This is a genomic window from Pseudomonas sp. RC3H12, from assembly GCF_018596375.1.
Lineage (GTDB): Bacteria > Pseudomonadota > Gammaproteobacteria > Pseudomonadales > Pseudomonadaceae > Aquipseudomonas.
In genome coordinates, this window is record NZ_CP075595.1 from 1,548,213 (window position 1) to 1,565,991 (window position 17,779).

At 65.8% G+C, this 17,779-nt stretch carries 10 protein-coding genes; 3 read left to right on the forward strand and 7 right to left on the reverse strand.

Going from position 1 to position 17,779, the window contains the following annotated elements; genetic code table 11:
• Positions 1–8,646 (forward strand): non-ribosomal peptide synthetase, encoded by an 8,646-nt coding sequence (locus tag KHO27_RS07160; RefSeq protein ID WP_214501505.1) that lies wholly within the window; start codon positions 1–3, stop codon positions 8,644–8,646.
• 54 nt (positions 8,647–8,700) lie between these two features.
• Here KHO27_RS07160 and KHO27_RS07165 read toward each other — a convergent pair whose 3' ends face one another.
• Both KHO27_RS07165 and KHO27_RS07170 read right to left on the reverse strand, forming a co-directional pair.
• Positions 8,701–8,934, reverse strand: a complete 234-nt coding sequence (locus tag KHO27_RS07165; RefSeq protein ID WP_214501974.1) for a hypothetical protein — start codon at positions 8,932–8,934, stop codon at positions 8,701–8,703.
• 399 nt (positions 8,935–9,333) lie between these two features.
• The gene (locus KHO27_RS07170) at positions 9,334–10,113 is read right to left on the reverse strand and encodes an RHS repeat-associated core domain-containing protein (RefSeq protein ID WP_214501506.1); all 780 of its coding nucleotides are present in this window, start codon (positions 10,111–10,113) and stop codon (positions 9,334–9,336) included.
• Positions 10,114–10,220: 107 nt separating this feature from the next.
• On the opposite strand from KHO27_RS07170, the gene KHO27_RS07175 reads away from it, so the two are divergent.
• Positions 10,221–10,853, forward strand: coding sequence for a LysE family translocator (locus KHO27_RS07175; protein ID WP_214501507.1), 633 nt, complete (start codon positions 10,221–10,223; stop codon positions 10,851–10,853).
• 87 nt (positions 10,854–10,940) lie between these two features.
• Positions 10,941–13,121, forward strand: a complete 2,181-nt coding sequence (locus KHO27_RS07180) for an ATP-binding protein (RefSeq protein ID WP_214501508.1) — start codon at positions 10,941–10,943, stop codon at positions 13,119–13,121.
• Positions 13,122–13,167: 46 nt separating this feature from the next.
• Here KHO27_RS07180 and KHO27_RS07185 read toward each other — a convergent pair whose 3' ends face one another.
• The 5 genes from KHO27_RS07185 to KHO27_RS07205 form a co-directional block, all read right to left on the reverse strand.
• Entirely contained in the window at positions 13,168–15,348 is a 2,181-nt protein-coding gene (locus KHO27_RS07185; RefSeq protein ID WP_214501509.1) for an ATP-binding protein, read from the reverse strand.
• Positions 15,349–15,429: 81 nt separating this feature from the next.
• Positions 15,430–15,993, reverse strand: coding sequence for an NUDIX hydrolase (locus KHO27_RS07190; protein ID WP_198754273.1), 564 nt, complete (start codon positions 15,991–15,993; stop codon positions 15,430–15,432).
• A gap of 2 nt (positions 15,994–15,995) precedes the next feature.
• Positions 15,996–16,748, reverse strand: coding sequence for a GntR family transcriptional regulator (locus KHO27_RS07195; RefSeq protein WP_102682368.1), 753 nt, complete (start codon positions 16,746–16,748; stop codon positions 15,996–15,998).
• Between the two features lie 88 nt (positions 16,749–16,836).
• Positions 16,837–17,226 carry a carboxymuconolactone decarboxylase family protein gene (locus KHO27_RS07200; RefSeq protein WP_111532457.1) on the reverse strand — a complete coding sequence of 130 codons (390 nt, stop codon included), beginning with the start codon at positions 17,224–17,226 and terminating at the stop codon, positions 16,837–16,839.
• A gap of 65 nt (positions 17,227–17,291) precedes the next feature.
• A complete protein-coding gene (locus KHO27_RS07205; protein ID WP_102682370.1) occupies positions 17,292–17,777 on the reverse strand; it encodes a flavin reductase family protein in 486 nt (161 codons plus the stop codon).
• Between the last annotated feature and the right edge of the window lie 2 nt (positions 17,778–17,779).

The following is a 17,779-nucleotide window of genomic DNA, read 5'->3' on the forward strand; positions in this document are numbered from 1 at the left end:
ATGGACAAGAGCACAGCAGAACGTATCGCCAAGCGCTTTGTCGGCCTTGCCCTGGAGCAGCGTCGGCAGATCCTCGACAAGATGCGCGAGACCGGGCAGAGCTTTCGCTTGCTGCCCATCGCCGTGACCCGTCACGACAGCCCGCGCATCCCGCTGTCCTATGCCCAGCAGCGCATGCTGTTCCTCTGGCAGCTGGAGCCGCACAGCAGCTTCTACAACGTGCCGATGGCGGTGCGCCTGAGCGGTGCGCTGAACCAGCAGGCCTTGGCCCAGGCCCTGGAGGCGCTGGTGCAGCGCCATGAGAGCCTGCGCACGCGGTTCGTCTCCGAGCAGGGCGAGTTCCACCAGCAGGTCCTTGAGCAGCCGGGCGTCGGCCTGGAGGTGCGTGAGGTGCAGGCCGGGCCGGGCGAGGATATCGAGCAGTGCCTGCGTACTGCGGTGCGCGAGGCGCTGGATGCGCCGTTCGACCTGCTGCAAGGCCCGCTGCTTCGGGTCCGGCTGTTGCGCCTGGCTCCAACCGAACACGTGCTGACGGTGTGCATGCACCATATCGTCTCCGACGGCTGGTCGGGCGAGCTGATGGTGCAGGAGTTCGTGCACCTGTACGAGGCGCTGTCGCAGGGCCGTGACGCCAACCTGCCGCCGCTGGAGGTGCAATACGCCGACTACGCGATCTGGCAACGCGCCTGGCTTGAGGCCGGCGAGGGCGAGCGCCAGTTGCAGTACTGGAAGCAGCAGCTGGGCGATGAACACCCGGTGCTGGACCTGCCACTGGACCACGAGCGCCCGGCACACCCCAGCTACCGTGGCGCGACCTTGCGCAGCGATGTGCCGGCGGCGCTGTCGGCGCAGCTCAAGGCCCGGGCGCGCAGCCAGGGCCAGACCGTGTTCATGCTGACCCTGGCGGCGCTGGCCGTGACCCTGTCGCGCTACAGCGGCCAGGCCGACATCCGTATCGGCGCGCCCAATGCCGGGCGCAACCGCAAGGAAGTCGAAGGCCTGATCGGCTTCTTCATCAACACCCAGGTGCTGCGGGTGCAGGTGGACGAGCGCCAGAGCGGCGCGGCGCTGCTGGAGCAGGTGAAACAGGTGGTCAGTGGCGCGCAGTCGCACCAGGAACTGCCGTTCGAGCACCTAGTCGACGCCCTGGCGCCGGAGCGCAACCTGGGCCACAACCCGCTGTTCCAGGTGAAGATCAACCAGAACATGGCCGACACCGAGGCCGGCGCCCAGGCCCGGCAGACGCTGGGTGAGCTGAGTGTCAGCGGTTTTTCGGTCGAGGGCAGCGATGCGCGCTTCGACCTGGCCTACGACTTCACCGAGACCCCCGACGGCCTGCAAGGCTACTTCACCTACAGCACCGACCTGTTCGAAGCCGCGACCATCGAGCGCATGGCCGCTTCGTTCCAGGCCGTGGTGCGTATGCTTGTCGAGCACCCCGACGCGGCGTTGCTCGACCACCCGGATGCCCAGGCCGCGCAGGTTGAAACCGCTGCCCAAGGCTGGCCGCAGCAGGATTTTCTCGCCCTGTGGCGTCAGGGCCTGCAAGCCGGGGCCGGGCAGCCGGCATTGCGCGCGGGGGATCGCACGGTCACCTACGCCGAGCTGGAGCAGCAGGCCAACCGTTTTGCTCATTACCTCAAGGCGCAGGGTATCGCCCCGGGCATGACCGTGGCGCTGTGCCAGGAGCGCTCCATCGAGTGGGTGACCAGCCTGCTGGCGGTGCTCAAGCTGGGCGCGGTGTACCTGCCGCTGGACAGCCGCCAGCCGGCCGAGCGCCTGCAGCAGTTGCTGCAGGCCAGCGCAGCGCAACTTTTGGTGCATGCCCAGGGCGACGACCAGGCGGCGGGGCTGGGCGTATGCCGCGCCGTGGCCCATGACACTTCACTGTATGGCGACTACGACGACCAGCCACCGGCGGTGCATGTCTTGCCGCAGCAGGCGGCCTACATCATCTACACCTCGGGTTCCACCGGGCAACCCAAGGGCGTGGTGGTCAGCCACGGGGCGCTGGCCAACTACCTGCAGGGCGTGCTGCAACGCCTCGACCTGCAGCCTGGTGCAAGCCTGGCGATGGTATCCACCGTGGCCGCCGACCTTGGCCATACCGTGCTGTTCGGCGCGCTGGCCTCGGGCCGGCTGCTGCACCTGCTGGGTCACGACCAGGGCTTCGACCCCGATGCCTTCGCCAGCTACATGGCCGAGCACCGCGTCGATGTGCTGAAGATCGTGCCCAGCCACCTGCAGGGCCTGTTGCAGGCCGCGCAGCCGGAGCGGGTGTTGCCCGAGCAATTGCTGATCCTCGGTGGCGAGGCCAGTTCCTGGGCCTTGATCGAGCAGATCCGCCGCCTGAAGCCCGGCTGCCGGATCATCAACCACTACGGCCCGACCGAGACCACCGTGGGCATCCTTACCCACGAAGTCGGCGCGCGCCTGCCTGGCTGGCGCAGCGTGCCGGTGGGCCGGCCGCTGGACAACGGCCAGGCGCGGGTGCTGGACGCCTACCTCAATCCGCTGCCCGAGCGCGTGGCCGGCGAGCTGTACCTGGGCGGCCAGGGCCTGGCCCAGGGTTATGTCGGCCAGCCGGGCCTGACCGCCGAGCGCTTTGTCCCCGATCCGTTCGGTGACAACGGCCAGCGGCTGTACCGTGCCGGTGACCGCGCACGCCTGGACCAGGGCGTGCTGGAATACCTGGGCCGTGGCGACGACCAGGTGAAGATCCGCGGCTACCGGGTCGAGCCGGGCGAGGTCGGCCAGGTGCTGCAAGGCCTGCCCGGCGTGGCCGAGGCCGTGGTGCTGGCACTGCCCCTGGACAGCGACCCCACGCGCCTGCAACTGGTGGCCTGGGCCGTGCCGGCGGCGGGTGTCGAGCTGCAGGCCGAGGCCCTGCGCCAGGCCCTGCTGGCGCGCCTGCCGGAGTACCTGGTGCCGGCGCAGGTGCTGCTGCTCGAGCGCCTGCCGCTGACCGCCAACGGCAAGCTGGACAAGCGTGCCCTGCCCAGACCCGGGGTGGTGGCCAAGCAGCGCTTTGTCGCGCCGGTGGGGGAAATCGAAGAGAAACTCGCCGCGATCTGGTGCGAGGTGCTCAAGCGTGAGCAAGTGGGCAGCACCGACAACTTCTTCGAGTTGGGCGGCGACTCGATCCTCAGCCTGCAGATCATTGCCCGCGCCAAGCGCCAGGGCATCAAGCTGAGCCCCAAGCAGCTGTTCGAGAAACAGACCATCGGCCAACTGGCGGCGGTGGCCAAGCTGATCGAGAAGAAACCGGCGGCCGAGGTAGTCGAGCAGGTCAGCGGCAGCCTGCCGTTGCTGCCGATCCAGGCGCGTTTCTTCGACACCGTGATTCCCCAGCGCCACCACTGGAACCAGGCGGTGCTGCTGACCCCGCGCCAGCCGTTGACGGCAGCCTTGCTGCAACCTGCGCTCAAACTGCTGCTGGAACAGCACGACGCCCTGCGCCTGCGTTTCAGCGAGGATCAGGGGCAGTGGCAAGGCCAGTTCTCGCCGGTCGACGCGCAGCAGTTGCTGTGGGTACATCAGCTGGACGATGCCGCACGCCTGCCGGAGCTGGCCGATGAGGCCCAGCGCAGCCTGGACCTGAAGAATGGCCCGCTGCTGCGCGTGGTACTGATTGACCTGCCCGCGGGGCAACAGCGCCTGCTGCTGGTGATCCACCATCTGGTGGTCGATGGCGTGTCCTGGCGTGTCCTGCTCGAAGACCTGCAGCTGGCCTGCCAGGCACTGCTGGCCGGCAAGGCGCCGGTGCTGCCGGCCAAGAGCAGCTCGCTCAAGGCCTGGGCCGAGCATCTGCGCGAGCATGCCCGCAGCCCCGCGCTGGTGGCCGAGCTGGCCTACTGGCAGGCGCAGTTGCAGGGTGTCAGCGACGTCCTGCCTGGGGCGAACCTGCAGGGTGGCCAGCAGCGCAAGCATGAAATATCGGTGCGCACCCACTTGAACGCCGAACTGACCCGGCAACTGCTGCAGGAGGCGCCGGCCGCCTACCGCACCCAGGTCAACGACCTGCTGCTGACGGCGCTGGCGCGGGTCATCCGCCGCTGGACCGGCGAGGCGCACGCACTGATCCGCCTGGAAGGCCATGGCCGCGAAGACCTGTTCGATGACCTCGACATCACCCGCACGGTCGGCTGGTTCAGCAGCCTGTACCCGGTGAAGCTGACCCCCGCCGATGACCTGGGCGCGTCGCTCATGGCGGTCAAGGAGCAACTGCGCGCCGTGCCGGCCAAGGGCATCGGCTACGGTGTACTGCGTTACCTGGGTGACGCGCAGGCCCGCGAAACCCTCGGCGCCCTGGCCCAGGGCAGCATCGTGTTCAACTACCTGGGGCAGTTCGACGGCAGCTTCGACAGCGAGCAAGGGTTGTTCACCCCGGCGCCGGAAGGTGCGGGGCAGGGGCAAAGCCCTGAGGCGCCGCTGGGTAGCCTGCTCAGCATCGATGGCCAGGTCTACGCCGGTGAACTGGCGCTGGACTGGAGCTTCAGCAGCGCCGTGTTCGAGCGTGGGCAGATCCAGCGCCTTGCCGACGAGTACGCCGAGGAACTGCGCCGTTTGATCGGGCACTGCACCACCCCAGGGGTGGCGGGGGTGACGCCTTCGGACTTCCCGCTGGCCAGCCTCGACCAGCGCCAGCTGGCGGCGCTGCCGGTGGCGGCGGGCAACATCGAAGACATCTACCCGCTGTCGCCGATGCAGCAGGGCATGTTGTTCCACAGCCTGTACCAGCAGGAGACGGGCAACTACATCAACCAGACTCGCGTCGAAGTGCAAGGTCTGGACGTACCGCGCTTCATCGCGGCCTTGCAGGCTACCGTGGACAACCACGAGGTGCTGCGCAGCAGTTTCTTCAGTGGCTACGACCAGTCCCTGCAAGTGGTGCAGCGCCAGGCGCGGCTGCCGCTGGTCGAGCTCGACTGGCGTGACCAGGCCGATCTGCCGAGGGCGTTGCAGGAATGGGCCGAGGCCGACCTGCGTGCCGGTTTCGACCTGGCCAGCGGTCCGCTGCTGCGCCTGGCGGTGATCCGCAGCGCCGAACAGCAGTACCAGCTGGTGCTGACCAACCACCATATCCTGCTCGATGGCTGGAGCAGCTCGCGCCTGTTCGGTGAGGTGCTGCAGCGTTACGCCGGTTTCACCCCGGCAGGCAAGAACAGCCGTTACCGCGACTATATCCAGTGGCTGCAACGCCAGGACCAGGCCGCCAGCGAGCGCTTCTGGCGCGAGCGCACGGCGGAACTGGACGAGCCCACGCGGCTGGCCCAGGCCTTCAGGTCCGAAGCCCAGGGCCACGGGCAGGCCGAGCATCAGATCAGCCTGGATGCACAGCGTACCCAGCGCCTGGGCGAGTTTGCCCGGGACCAGCGGATCACCCTCAACACCCTGGTCCAGGCCGCGTGGCTGTTGCTGTTGCAGCGCTACACCGGGCAGGCCTGCGTGACCTTCGGCGCCACCGTGGCCGGCCGCCCGGCCGAACTGCCGGGCGTCGAGGAGCAGCTGGGGCTGTTCATCAACACCTTGCCGGTGGTCGCCAGCCCACGCCCGGAGCAGACCGTGGGCGACTGGGTACAGCACGTGCAAGGGTTGAACCTGGCCCTGCGCGAGCACGAGCACACGCCGCTGTACGAGATCCAGCGCTGGGCCGGCTGGAGCGGCGAGGCGCTGTTCGACAATATCCTGGTGTTCGAGAACTACCCGGTGTCGGAGGCGCTGCAGCAAGGCGCTCCCCAAGGATTGGTGTTCGGCGAGGTAGCCAGCCAGGAGCAGACCAACTATCCGCTGACGCTGGTGGCTCAGGTGGGCGAAAAACTGTCGGCCAGCTTCAAGTTCGACCGCGCCAGCTACGCCGAATCGGCTGTCGGGCAGATTGCGGCACACTTCGTCGAATTGTTAGAAGGGTTGGCGGACTCGTCGCAGCGGGCTTTGGGTGAGTTGGTGCTGAGCACAGCGCCGCTACAGGTCATTGACAGCTATCCGAGCTCGGCCTGCGCCCACGCGCTGATCGAGCAGCAGGCGGCGCGCACGCCTGAAGCGATCGCCGTGACCTTCGCCGGGCAGACGCTGAGCTACGACCAGCTCAATCGCCGCGCCAACCGCTTGGCGCATAAGCTGCGCGCGCAGGGCGTGGGGCCGGATGTGCTGGTGGGCATCGCCGTGGAGCGTGGTTTCGAGATGATCGTCGGCCTGCTGGCGATCCTCAAGGCCGGTGGCGCCTATGTGCCGCTGGACCCGGAGTATCCGCAGGATCGCCTGAGCTACATGATGGAAGACAGCGGCATTCAGTTGCTGTTGACTCAAGACCATCTGCTGGCAGGCCTGCCGGTGCCGGCGCACGTGCGCAGCTTGTCTCTCGAAGATGATCTGACCGGCTACAGTGACGCGAATTTGGAGCACCTGACTCAGCCGGACAATCTGGCCTATGTGATCTACACCTCGGGCTCCACCGGCAAGCCGAAAGGCACCTTGCTGCCGCACCACAACCTGCTGCGCCTGTTCAAGGCCACCGATGCCTGGTTCGGTTTCGGCCCGCAGGATGTGTGGACGCTGTTCCACTCGTACGCCTTCGATTTCTCGGTGTGGGAGATCTTCGGTGCGCTGCTGCATGGCGGCCGCCTGGTGATCGTCCCGCGTGAAACCACCCGTTCCCCGGAAGACTTCTACCAGTTGCTGGTGGAGCAGGGCGTGACCGTGCTCAACCAGACCCCATCGGCGTTTAAACCGCTGATGCGTGTGGCCTGTGACAGCACTGCCGATCTGGCGCTGCGCTACGTGATCTTCGGCGGCGAAGCCCTGGATGTGGCTGCACTGCAGCCATGGTTCGAGCGCTTCGGCGAGGATTGCGACAACCTGATCAACATGTACGGCATCACCGAGACCACGGTGCACGTGACGTACCGGCCGATCCGCTTCGCCGACACGCAACAGGCGGGCAGCCCGATCGGTGCGGCGATTCCGGACCTGTCGATGTATGTGCTGGACGCTGACTTCAATCCGGTGGCCAAGGGCTGCACCGGCGAGTTGCATGTCGGCCATGCCGGCTTGGCGCGCGGTTACCACAACCGTGCCTCGCTGACCGCCGAGCGCTTCGTGCCGGACCCGTTCTCCAGTGAGGGCGGACGCCTGTACCGCACCGGCGACCTGGCGCGTTACCGCGAACAGGGCGTGATCGAGTACGTGGGCCGTATCGACCATCAGGTGAAGATTCGTGGCTTCCGTATCGAACTGGGCGAGATCGAAGCACGCCTGCAAGAACATGCGGCGGTGCGTGAAGTGCTGGTGCTGGATATCGACGGGGCAGGGGGCAAGCAACTGGCGGCCTACCTGATTGCGAATGATCCATCCGCTGACCCGCAAGTGATGCGCGACACGCTGAAACAGCACCTGAAAGCCAACCTGCCGGACTACATGGTGCCGACGCACTTCCTGGTCTTGGCGCAGTGGCCACTGACCGCCAACGGCAAGCTGGACCGCAAGGCCTTGCCCAAGCCGGACGCCAGCCAGCTGCAACAAGGCTACGTGGCTCCGCGCACGGAACTGGAACAGCAACTGGCGGCGATCTGGAGCGAAGTGCTGAAGGTCGAGCAGGTGGGCCTGCACGACAACTTCTTCGAACTCGGCGGCCACTCGTTGCTGGTGATCACCCTGGTGAACAAGGTGCGCGAAGCTTTCGCCATCAACATCAGCCTGCATGAGTTCATGCTGATGGCCAGCTTCGAGGAACTGGCCAACTTCATCGGTGGCGGCAAGGATCGCCTGAAATCGCCGGTGATCAACCTCAACGGCTGCCAGCGCCAGCGCCCGGCGCTGTTCTGCCTGCCGCCAGGTGGCGGCGGTGCCTACGCCTACTACCCGCTGGCCAGCCGCCTGGCCGATGAGCGCCCGGTGTATGGCCTGGTCAACCGCTGCTATGCCGAGCCGGGCTGGGTGGACGAATCCTGGGCGGCGATGGTCGGCTATTACGTCGAGCAGATCCGCCGTACCCAGGCCAGCGGCCCGTACCATCTGCTGGGTTGGTCCATGGGTGGCGCGCTGGCGCTGGAGGTGGCTCACGCCCTGGAGCAGGCCGGCCAGCAGGTCGGTTTCGTCGGCCTGGTCGACACCCTGCTGCCGCAGGAGGTATCCGGTCTCGACGCCGAGCCTGTCGAGGTGGTGCAGGTGGCGGGGGCGGACGAGAGCCTGCTGCGTGGCCTGCTGGCCTTTGCGCCGGGCGTCGGCGAGGCGCGGATCGCTGGCTTCATCGACGAGGCCGAGCGTCTGCCGGCCGAGGTCGACAGGACCGAGTGGGTCATCGAGCAGGTGGCCGCCGCCGGTAATGTCAGCGCCGAACGCCTGCGCAGCATCCACGAGGATGTGCACTTGCAGCGGGAGATCGTCGATGGTTTCGCCGTGCTCGACCGCAACGCCGAACTGAGCCAGGCATTCCGCCTGCGCCCGCTGGCGGTCCAGGTGGACTGCTGGTGGGCCAGTGAAAGCCGCAGCGCCGAGCGGGTACGCCTGGGCGAGGCGGGGCTGCTGGCCCAGGCTTCGGTCAATGGCCTGGCCAGTTCGACGGTGATCGCCGATGGGCATGAGGGTGTGATCAACGCCGTCGAGTTCACCGACGGGCTGTTGCAGCGGCTTGCCGACAAGGCGTAAGGGTTGCTGTTGCAGCAAGCCGGGACCGCGCTGTGGTCCCGGCACTGCTGCCCATCAAACCGTGCGCAAGCGCGCTTTCTCCACCTGTTGCATCTCCACCCCATCGAGCAATGCCTCGACCACCGCCTTGGCCGCATCCAGCCCATGATCATTGCCCAGCAACAGGTCATGGCAGGTGCCGGTCGCCAGTTCCATCGCCTTGAGATTGGTGGCGAACGCGCCCTTTAGCAGGGTGGACAGGTGCACCAGCGCATCTTCGAAGTCCACGCCTTCGCGCACGGCGACCAGGGAAGGGTGGCTGCATTCGCAGTTGCCGAAGCTGGAGTGCGCCGTGGTGGCGCGGGACGGGGGATCAGGTAAGCCTTTTGTCATTGTGTCGCTCCTTGATTCAATGGAGCCGCCACAGATCGCTACCAAACGAAGTGGTGACGGCTGTACGCAGGTTGGTAGACCGGGAATCAAGGAAACCGGCGCGCACGAGTGCGCCCTACGCACAGCCGCCATAAAACGAAACAGCGGGCACAAAAAAGCGCCGACTCTATCGCAATGGGGGCGCTTGTGCGCCTTGATTGATCGCGGGCTACCAAACCCGGCTGCTGGACTTACAGCAGCGCGCAAAGGTTACCGGGGCAGGTCGGGGGTTTCAAGGATGGAAATGTAAGCAAGTGATAGATTTACTGACGTCGTTTAATCTGGCCAACTGGTATCTCGAAGTTGATCCATCTTTTGTGCAAGATAGTTTACGAGTGCTTCCTTGCCTTTGGAGTAGTCGTCGACATGTTCTCGCATAGCCGCTGCGTTTGCCGCAACAGGAGCGGCGCCATAGCTAAGGCTCGCATCGACTGCTCTTTGGCCCTGACGGACGATGTCTTCCAAGAGATCACGATTATCAAAAGTGATACCAAAATCAGGCAGAGTGAAACTGGCGCTGTTACCTGCGATGCGATCAGGATTGGGTAGGGTAAGGGCGGCGAACAGTGCGTTCTGCGTGGTGACCTCGCTGATGAGGTCCGAATGGCCTGGGTAACGTAATTTAAGTGTGTCCATATCAATGTGATGAACGGACCCGATACGCTCGGCTTGAATTCTCTTGGGCAGGTCACTGAGCTGACCTAAGTCAACAGCGCGGCGTTGGTGAACCTGTTTAAAGGTTCCTCGAGGATCGGCATGATTTATTGGGTCTGCGGAACAATATCCGTAGCTATTGATGCCCCCGTCAGCAAAAGGACTCAGTCTGTCCGGTGAGCAAAACCTCATCAGTACCGGGCTATAGGTGCGATATCCGTTGCCCAGCGGGTAGCAGCCTGACCACGGGTCTCGAATCACGCCATTGAATCCCAGTTGTGTACAAGTCGCGTCGCGAGTTGGATCGTATCCATAGGCCGAATAGGCAAACTCACGGCTTGACCCTCGTAACACCGAGCGTGCCAGGTCGCTCGCCAACAAAGCAGTCGAGGATTTGCTCATGGGGGTGCGTACTGTTCAGACATGATCGTTCCACGTTAACGTGCGCCCCTGGCCAGGTGAAACTGGCAAAAATGCCAGATATGGCGCTACCCACAAAAGGACTTGATATGCCCGAACCCTCCAACCTGTTGGCCTTCGCCCTGATCAGCCTGGGCATGGTGCTGACCCCCGGCCCCAACATGATCTACCTGATCTCCCGCTCCATCTGTCAGGGGCGTGGCGCCGGGCTGGTCTCGCTGGCCGGGGTGGCCATGGGCTTTGTCTTCTACATGCTCTGCGCAGCGCTCGGGATCACCGCGCTGGTCATGGCCGTGCCGTTCGCCTACGACGCCCTGCGCATCGGCGGTGGGCTGTACCTGCTGTACCTGGCATGGCAGGCGCTGCGCCCGGGCGGGCGCTCGCCGTTCCAGGTGCGCGAGCTGCCAGCGGACAGCCCCAGGCGGCTGTTCATGATGGGCTTTGTGACCAACCTGCTGAACCCCAAGATCGCGGTCATGTACCTGTCGCTGATGCCGCAGTTCATCGAGCCGGGCCATGGCAGCGTGTTGCTGCAGTCGCTGGTACTGGGCGGCACGCAGATCGCCATCAGCGTCACGGTCAACGCGCTGATCGCGGTCATGGCGGGGTCGATCGCCGTGTTTCTGGCCGGTCGGCCGGTGTGGCAGCAGGTGCAGCGCTGGCTGATGGGCACGGTGCTGGCCGCCTTGGCCGTGCGCATGCTGGCCGAAGGGCGCCGTTGATCACGTCCGGCGATCCGATGGAACGTTTTGCCAACGGGCGGTTTCCTACCCTCATAGGAAAGATCACGTGCCTGGGACTACCGAGACATGAAAGCTCGCCAGGAGAGCAAGAAGGCCAACCTGCAACCATTGCCGGCATTCATGCGCGGCGGTGGCGAGGTCAGCTGCCTGTTGCAGGCGATGGACTGGCGGCACTCGCCGCTGGGTGCGCCGGACCAATGGTCGCCGGCATTGCAGGCGATGGTGGCCATGCTCCTGCCTGCCCAGGCGCAGATCGTGTTGTTCTGGGGCCCGCTATACATCGCGCTGTACAACGATGCGTATTGGCCGACCATCGGTGACAAGCATCCCGGCGCGCTGGGGCAACCCGCCAAGGCGCACTGGAGTGAGCTCTGGGACGACCTCGAGCCTTTGCTGCGCGGGGTGCGTGAAACCGGCGTGACATTCTCTGCCAGGGATCGGCCGTTCTACATCGTGCGCCACGGGCCGGGCGAAACGGCGTACTTCGATGTCTCCTATTCCGCGGTGCGTGAAGTTGACGGTTCCGTGGGGGGCGTGCTGTGCATTGTCACCGAAACCTCGGAGCGGGTGCATTTCCAGCAGCGCCAGGCATTTCTCCAGGAACTGCGCCAGGCCTTGCCCGGCCTGGGCCAGGCCGAGCGCATCGAAGCCCACGCGGTACGCCGCCTGGCCAAGGAATTGGGCGCGGCGCGGGTCTGCTTTGGTGAAGACCTGGGCGATGGGCGCCGTTATCGGGTCGCCCAGGAGTGCGCCGCGCAGGTGCCGCCGATCACCGGCCTCAACCAGTACGCGGCCTTGGATCCGGCACTGCGCGAGGCGCTGCTCGCCGGCCAGGTGGTGCAGCGTAACTATGCGGCGAACAACATGGCACCGGCGGGCTTCAAGGGCCTGTGCGCCACGCTGCATGCCCCGGTGCTGCGTGCCGAGCGCCTGGAGGCGATGCTCGCGGTGCATTTCCACACGCCCCATGCATGGACCACCAGCGAATGCCTGCTGGTCGAAGAGGCCGCTGGCCAAGTGTGGGCGGCGATCACCCATGCCCGTTCCGAGCGCGCCTTGCATGTGCTCAATGAAAACCTCGAGGAGCGGGTGGCGAACATGATGACCCATCGCGAAGCCTCGTTGGTGCAGCTGCACGAGGCACGCAAGATGGAGATGATCGGCCAGCTGACCGGTGGCATCGCCCATGACCTCAACAATATGCTCACGCCGATCATTGCTTCCCTCGAATTGCTGCGCCGCCACCCCCAGCCGGAACGGGCCGAACGCCTGATCGACGGCGGCCTGCAGGCGGCGGAGCGGGCGCGCAACCTGGTCGGGCGCCTGCTCAGCTTCGCCCGGCGCCAGACTCTCAAGCCGGTTACGGTGTCACTGGCAGTGCTGGTGGAGGACATGCACGAACTGATGGCGCGCTCCCTGGGGCCGACCATCGCGCTACAGGTCAATATCGACAAGGCTTTGCCAGGGGTTCTGGTGGACCCGCACCAGTTGGAGCTGGCCCTGCTGAACCTGGTGGTCAATGCCCGTGACGCAATGAGCGAAGGCGGCCAGCTGACCATCCGCGCTGGCGCCGAGGAAGCCGGCATGCCCAGGCCGCCTGGATTGCAGGGCGGGCAACAGCTATGGCTGCAGGTCAGCGATACCGGTTGTGGCATGAGTGAAGAGGTATTGGCGCATTGCGTCGAGCCATTCTACTCGACCAAAGGGGTGGGCCGGGGCACTGGCCTGGGCCTGCCGATGGTGCAGGGGCTGGCGTTGCAGTCCGGTGGGGGCTTCGTTATTCATTCCCAGCCGGGCCAGGGGACCGAGGCGACCTTGTGGCTGCCGGCCAGTGAGAGCAGCGTGGCGGCGCGCATGGCCGAGCCTGTCGAGGCGGTCAGTGCGCAGCGGCCGACCCGGGTGTTGCTGGTGGATGACGAACCCCTGGTGCGCCAGGCAACGCTGATGCAGCTACAGGCGCTGGGGTATGAAGTGACAGAGGCCAGCGGGCCTGTCCAGGCCCTGGCACTGCTGGAAAAGGGCCTGGTGCCCGATGTGTTGCTGACCGACCATGTGATGGCCGAGATGACCGGCGTGCGCTTCGCCCAGCAGGTGCGCGAGCAACTGGCCCAGCTGCCGGTGCTGATCATCACCGGCTACACCAACCTCACACCGCGTGAACTGCATGGGTTCGGCGTGTTGCGCAAGCCGTTCCGCCAGGATGAACTGGGGCGCAGCCTGACGCGCTTGCTGGCGGCGCGGGGGTGATTCGACTGGGCAGGGCGTTTTGCCAGTTGCCTGCCCAACGCGCCGCTCACTGCCTTCCCAGCACGTCCCCCAGCATCCGGCACACCTGCTCGGCCGAATAGGGCTTTGCCAGGAAGGCGAAGCCTTGGTGGCCACCTTCGGCAATCGCCTCGCTGTAGCCGGAGGTCAGGATCACCGGCAGATGAGGTTGGCTGCGCCGTAGCTCCCTGGCCAGGGCCAGGCCGCCCATGCCAGGCATCACCACGTCGGAAAACACCGCGTCGAATCCGCTTTGTGCCGAAGCGATCTGCGTCAGCGCATCCTCTGCCGAGATCGCCCAACTGATTCGGTAGCCATGATCGCGCAGGATCTGCGCGGTAAAACTGCCGACATCGGGGTTGTCCTCGACCACCAGGATATGTCGGCGCTCGCCATTGGGCGCCAGCGTCGGCAACGCGGTGCTGACTTCGGCATCGGCCTGGGCCACCTGGGGCAGGTACAGGGTGAAGGTGGTGCCCAGGCCTTCGCGGCTGCTGACCTGGACATCGCCCCCCGACTGTTTGACGAAGCCGAACACCTGCGACAGGCCGAGCCCGGTGCCCTGGCCGGCGGCCTTCGTGGTGAAGAACGGGTCGAAGATGCGCTCCAGCAGGTGCGGGGCAATGCCCACGCCGCTGTCGACCACCGAGATGGCAGCGAATGGCCCGGCCTGGGGGGGCTGGCCACGCAGCGCCGGCAGCTGCTGGTTGGCCTCCAGGCGCAGGCGCAAGGTGCCCACGCCGGCCATGGCGTCACGGCCGTTGATCATCAGGTTGATCACCGCGGTTTCCAGCTGGCCGAGGTCTGCGTGCACGTGGCAGGGTGTGTCGGGCAGTTCCAGGCTCACCTGGATGCGCGCGCCGGTGGCGGTATCGAGCATCTCGGCCATCGCCTCGAGCCTGGGGCCGGCGTCGAATACCTGTGGGCTGAGCGCCTGGCGGCGGGCGAAGGCGAGCAGTTGCCCGGTCAGCTTGGCGCCGCGGTCGACGGTGTCGGACACGGTCTTGAGATAGCGGCTGCGCCGGTTCTCGTCGAGGTCCGGGCGCTGCAGGAAGTGGATGGAGGAGCGGATGATGGTCAGCAGGTTGTTGAAGTCATGGGCCACGCCCCCCGTGAGCTGGCCGATGGCCTCGAGCTTCTGGGTCTGGCGCAGGACAGCCTCGGTATGCAGCAACTGGCTGGTACGCTCTTCCACGCGTTGTTCGAGGGTGGTATTGAGGGCCTCCAGGGCGGTCAGTGCCTCGCGCACCTCGGCGTTGGCCTGGACCCGCTGGATATGCGCCCAGCAGCGTTCGGTCACTTCGCCGATCAAGGTCTGTTCGTAATCGGTCCAGGCCCTGGGCTGCTTGTCGTGGATGGCCATCAGCGCGGTCAGGCGGCCCTCCTTGATCAACGGCATGCAGATGGTCGCGGTGATGCCGATGGCCTGGAAGGTCGCCGACTCGGGTGCCGGCAACTGACTGAGATTGTCATCGATCACCAGCGCCAGGCCTGCGCGCAGGCGGCTGACGGCCAGCGCGCCGAAGTCGGCCAGGCGGTACTGGCCGATCAGCCGTGGCGAGCCCGGTGCGACCCAGTCGCCGCAAATGGTGAAGCCGTCCTCGTCGGGCGCCATCACCGCATAGGCGCAGCTGGACAACTGCAGGTGCTCGCCAAGCAGGCGAGTGGTGGTGGCCATGATCCGTTCCGGATCGGTGGCATTGGCGGCAGCCCGGCCGAGGCTGTCGAGGAAGTTCAGACGGCGGTTGGCGACCACGCTCGCGGTGGTTTCGGTGACCGTGTCGAGCATGCCCACTACCTTGCCGTCGTGGTCGCGCACCGGGCTGTAACAGAAGGTGAAATAGGCGCGCTCCGGGCTGCCATGACGCTCGATCATCAGCGGGAAGTCCTCGATGTACACCGCCTCGCCGGCGAGCGCGTGCTGGGCCAGGTGGCGAATATTGCTCCAGGCTTCCTGCCAGACATCGCTGAAGGGCCGGCCCAGGGCGGTCGGCTTGCCGCCCAGGATCTCGCTGAAGGCGTCGTTGTGCAGGGTGATCAGCGCGTCGCCCCAGAGCACGGCCTGGGGAAAGCGCGAGGCCAGGCACAGGGCGACGCTGGTCTTGAGTACGTCGGGCCAGCTATCCAGCGGGCCGAGGGGCGTGGATGCCCAGTCGTGGTTGCGGATGCGCGCGGCCATCAGCCCGCCGCCGTCTAGCCATTTCGCCATGAACGTTGCTGGTCCTTTTGCGTGAGACCATCAGGGTGCACCGAGACGCGACGCTTGGCGAGGAATTTGTGTGCGCCATCGTCAGCGGATGAAGTGCACCTTGCCGGTATCGTCATTGCCCATGTAGATGCCGTACACGCCGGCCTGGCGCTCGAGGATGTAGCGCTCGAGGATCTGCCGGATCGCCGGGTAGTAGATTTCGTCCCAGGGGATCTGGTCCGGTTCGAAGAAACGATAGTCCAGGGTCTCGGGCCCGTATTCGCCGGTTTCCTCGGTGACCACGGCGCGGAAGATGATGTACACCTCGCTGATCCGCGGCACGCTGAAGATCGAGTAGGGCGAGACGATGTCGGCGCGCACGCCGCTCTCTTCCCACACCTCGCGCAGCGCCGCCTGTTCGGTGGTCTCGCCAGCTTCCATGAACCCGGCCGGCAAGGTCCAGGTGCCGGGGCGCGGCGGGATGGCGCGCTGGCACAGCAGGTACTTGCCGTCGCGCTCGATGATGCAGCCGGCGATGATCTTCGGGTTGATGTAGTGGATGTAGCCGCAACCGGCGCAGTGAAGACGTTCGTGGGTGTCGCCGTTGGGGACGCCCCGGGCCAGTTCCGTGGTGCAGTGCGGGCAGTAGCGCGGGGCGGTGGGCATGGTCAGCGGCCTATGCGAGGGTCCTTGAGGGGCAGGGGGGCGACGATATCGCGGACCTTGGCGTTGTCGTCCTGCTTCTGGCGCAGGTAGTCGAGGGCGACCTTGGCAGCGGCGCGCACATGGTCGACCGAGGCCTGGTGGGCGGCCTGGGGGTCGCCGCCCTTGATCGCCTCGACGATCTTTTCCATCTCGAGGTTGCTGGCGCCCCGGCGGTTTTCCTGGGACACCGAGGTGGCGCGCAGGTAGCTGATGCGCGCCTGCAACTGGCGCAGCTGCTGGGCGGCGACCTGGTTGCCCGAGCCTTCGAGCAGCACGTCGTAGAAGCCTTGCACCGAGTCGAGCACCTGTTGCAGCTCACCGTCCTCCAGGGCCTCGCGGTTGACCTCAAGGGCGCGCTCCAGGGCACGGATGTCCTTGGCCTTGGCGTTGAGGGTGAACAGTTGCACGATAAGGCCTTCGAGCACGCAGCGCAGCTCATAGATGTCGCGGGCGTCCTCCAGTGTGATGATGGCCACCCGTGGCCCCTTGGCGTCGGCGAACTCCACCAGGCCTTCGGACTCCAGGTGACGCAGGGCCTCGCGCACCGAGGTGCGGCTGACGCCAAGGCGCTCGCAAAGGTCGCGTTCGACCAGGCGGTCGCCCGGCAGCAGGTGGAAGTTCATGATCGCGCCGCGCAGTTTGTCGAGCACGATTTCACGCAGGGTGACGGGGTTGCGGTTGACCTTGAAGCTGTCGTCGAGGGGCTGGCGTTTCATCAGGGGCGCTCTTAATGCGGCTGTTGCGCCAACATCGCGGAATGCCTCGAACCCGGGCATTCCTTGCGGTGGTTCACACAGCCCGCTGTTAACGGGTTGCCTGCGCGTCGGCTTCGGCGAACGCCTCGCGGGCCAGGCGGAAACTGTCCACCGCCGCAGGTACGCCGCAGTAAATGCCGACTTGAAGCAGGATCTCGCGAATCTGTTCGCGGCTCAGGCCATTACGCAAGGCGCCGCGGATGTGCAGCTTGAGTTCGTGGGGCCGGTTGAGCGCGGAAATCATTGCCAAGTTTATCATGCTGCGCTCTTTGAGCGACAAGCCTTCGCGGCCCCACACGTGGCCCCAGCAGTATTCGGTGACCAGCTCCTGGAGTGGCTGGGTGAAGGCGTCGGCGTTCTCGAGCGAGCGCTGGACGTATTCCTCGCCGAGCACCTGGGTGCGGATCTGCAGGCCTTTTTCGTACTTTTCGTTGTTCATGGCCAGGGTCCTGTGTGACTGAATGGAAAATGGGGGCTGGGGCCGCAAAGCGGCCCCAGCGGATCTCAGCCCAGCGGCGGCAGTGCGCCGAGCTTGCCCTTGTGGTACACCATGGGCGTTACCGGCTGCTCGGGCAGCACCAGGTTCTTCACCTGGCCAACGATGATCGCGTGGTCGCCGCCATCGTATTCGCGCCACAGTTCGCACTCGATGATCGCCGTGGCCTTGGTCAGCAGCGGGTTGCCCAGTTCGCTCAACTGCCAGTCGATGCCCTTGGCCTTGTCCTTGCCCTTGCCGGCGAAGGCATAGGCCTCGGCGGTCTGGTCGGCGGACAGCAGGTGGATGGCGAACCGCTTGCTGTCGCGCAGGATCGGGTAGGTGTCGGAGGCGTAGTTGGGGCAGAAAAGCACCAGTGCCGGCTCGATCGACAGCGCGCTGAACGCGCTGGCGGTGATGCCGACGATGCCGCCGTCGGCGTCCAGGGTGGTGACCACGGTGACGCCGGACGGGAACGAGCCCATCACGTCTTTGTAGATGCCGGGTTCGATCATGG

What these genes read in the sequence shown, in the direction of transcription:
- KHO27_RS07190 (WP_198754273.1), bottom strand. Translation starts at nt 15,993, where the DNA reads ATGCCCACCGCCCCGCGCTACTGCCCGCACTGCACCACGGAACTGGCC.
- KHO27_RS07185 (WP_214501509.1), bottom strand. Translation starts at nt 15,348, where the DNA reads ATGGCGAAATGGCTAGACGGCGGCGGGCTGATGGCCGCGCGCATCCGC.
- KHO27_RS07160 (WP_214501505.1), top strand. Translation starts at nt 1, where the DNA reads ATGGACAAGAGCACAGCAGAACGTATCGCCAAGCGCTTTGTCGGCCTT.
- KHO27_RS07195 (WP_102682368.1), bottom strand. Translation starts at nt 16,748, where the DNA reads ATGAAACGCCAGCCCCTCGACGACAGCTTCAAGGTCAACCGCAACCCC.
- KHO27_RS07205 (WP_102682370.1), bottom strand. Translation starts at nt 17,777, where the DNA reads ATGATCGAACCCGGCATCTACAAAGACGTGATGGGCTCGTTCCCGTCC.
- KHO27_RS07170 (WP_214501506.1), bottom strand. Translation starts at nt 10,113, where the DNA reads ATGAGCAAATCCTCGACTGCTTTGTTGGCGAGCGACCTGGCACGCTCG.
- KHO27_RS07175 (WP_214501507.1), top strand. Translation starts at nt 10,221, where the DNA reads ATGCCCGAACCCTCCAACCTGTTGGCCTTCGCCCTGATCAGCCTGGGC.
- KHO27_RS07200 (WP_111532457.1), bottom strand. Translation starts at nt 17,226, where the DNA reads ATGAACAACGAAAAGTACGAAAAAGGCCTGCAGATCCGCACCCAGGTG.
- KHO27_RS07180 (WP_214501508.1), top strand. Translation starts at nt 10,941, where the DNA reads ATGAAAGCTCGCCAGGAGAGCAAGAAGGCCAACCTGCAACCATTGCCG.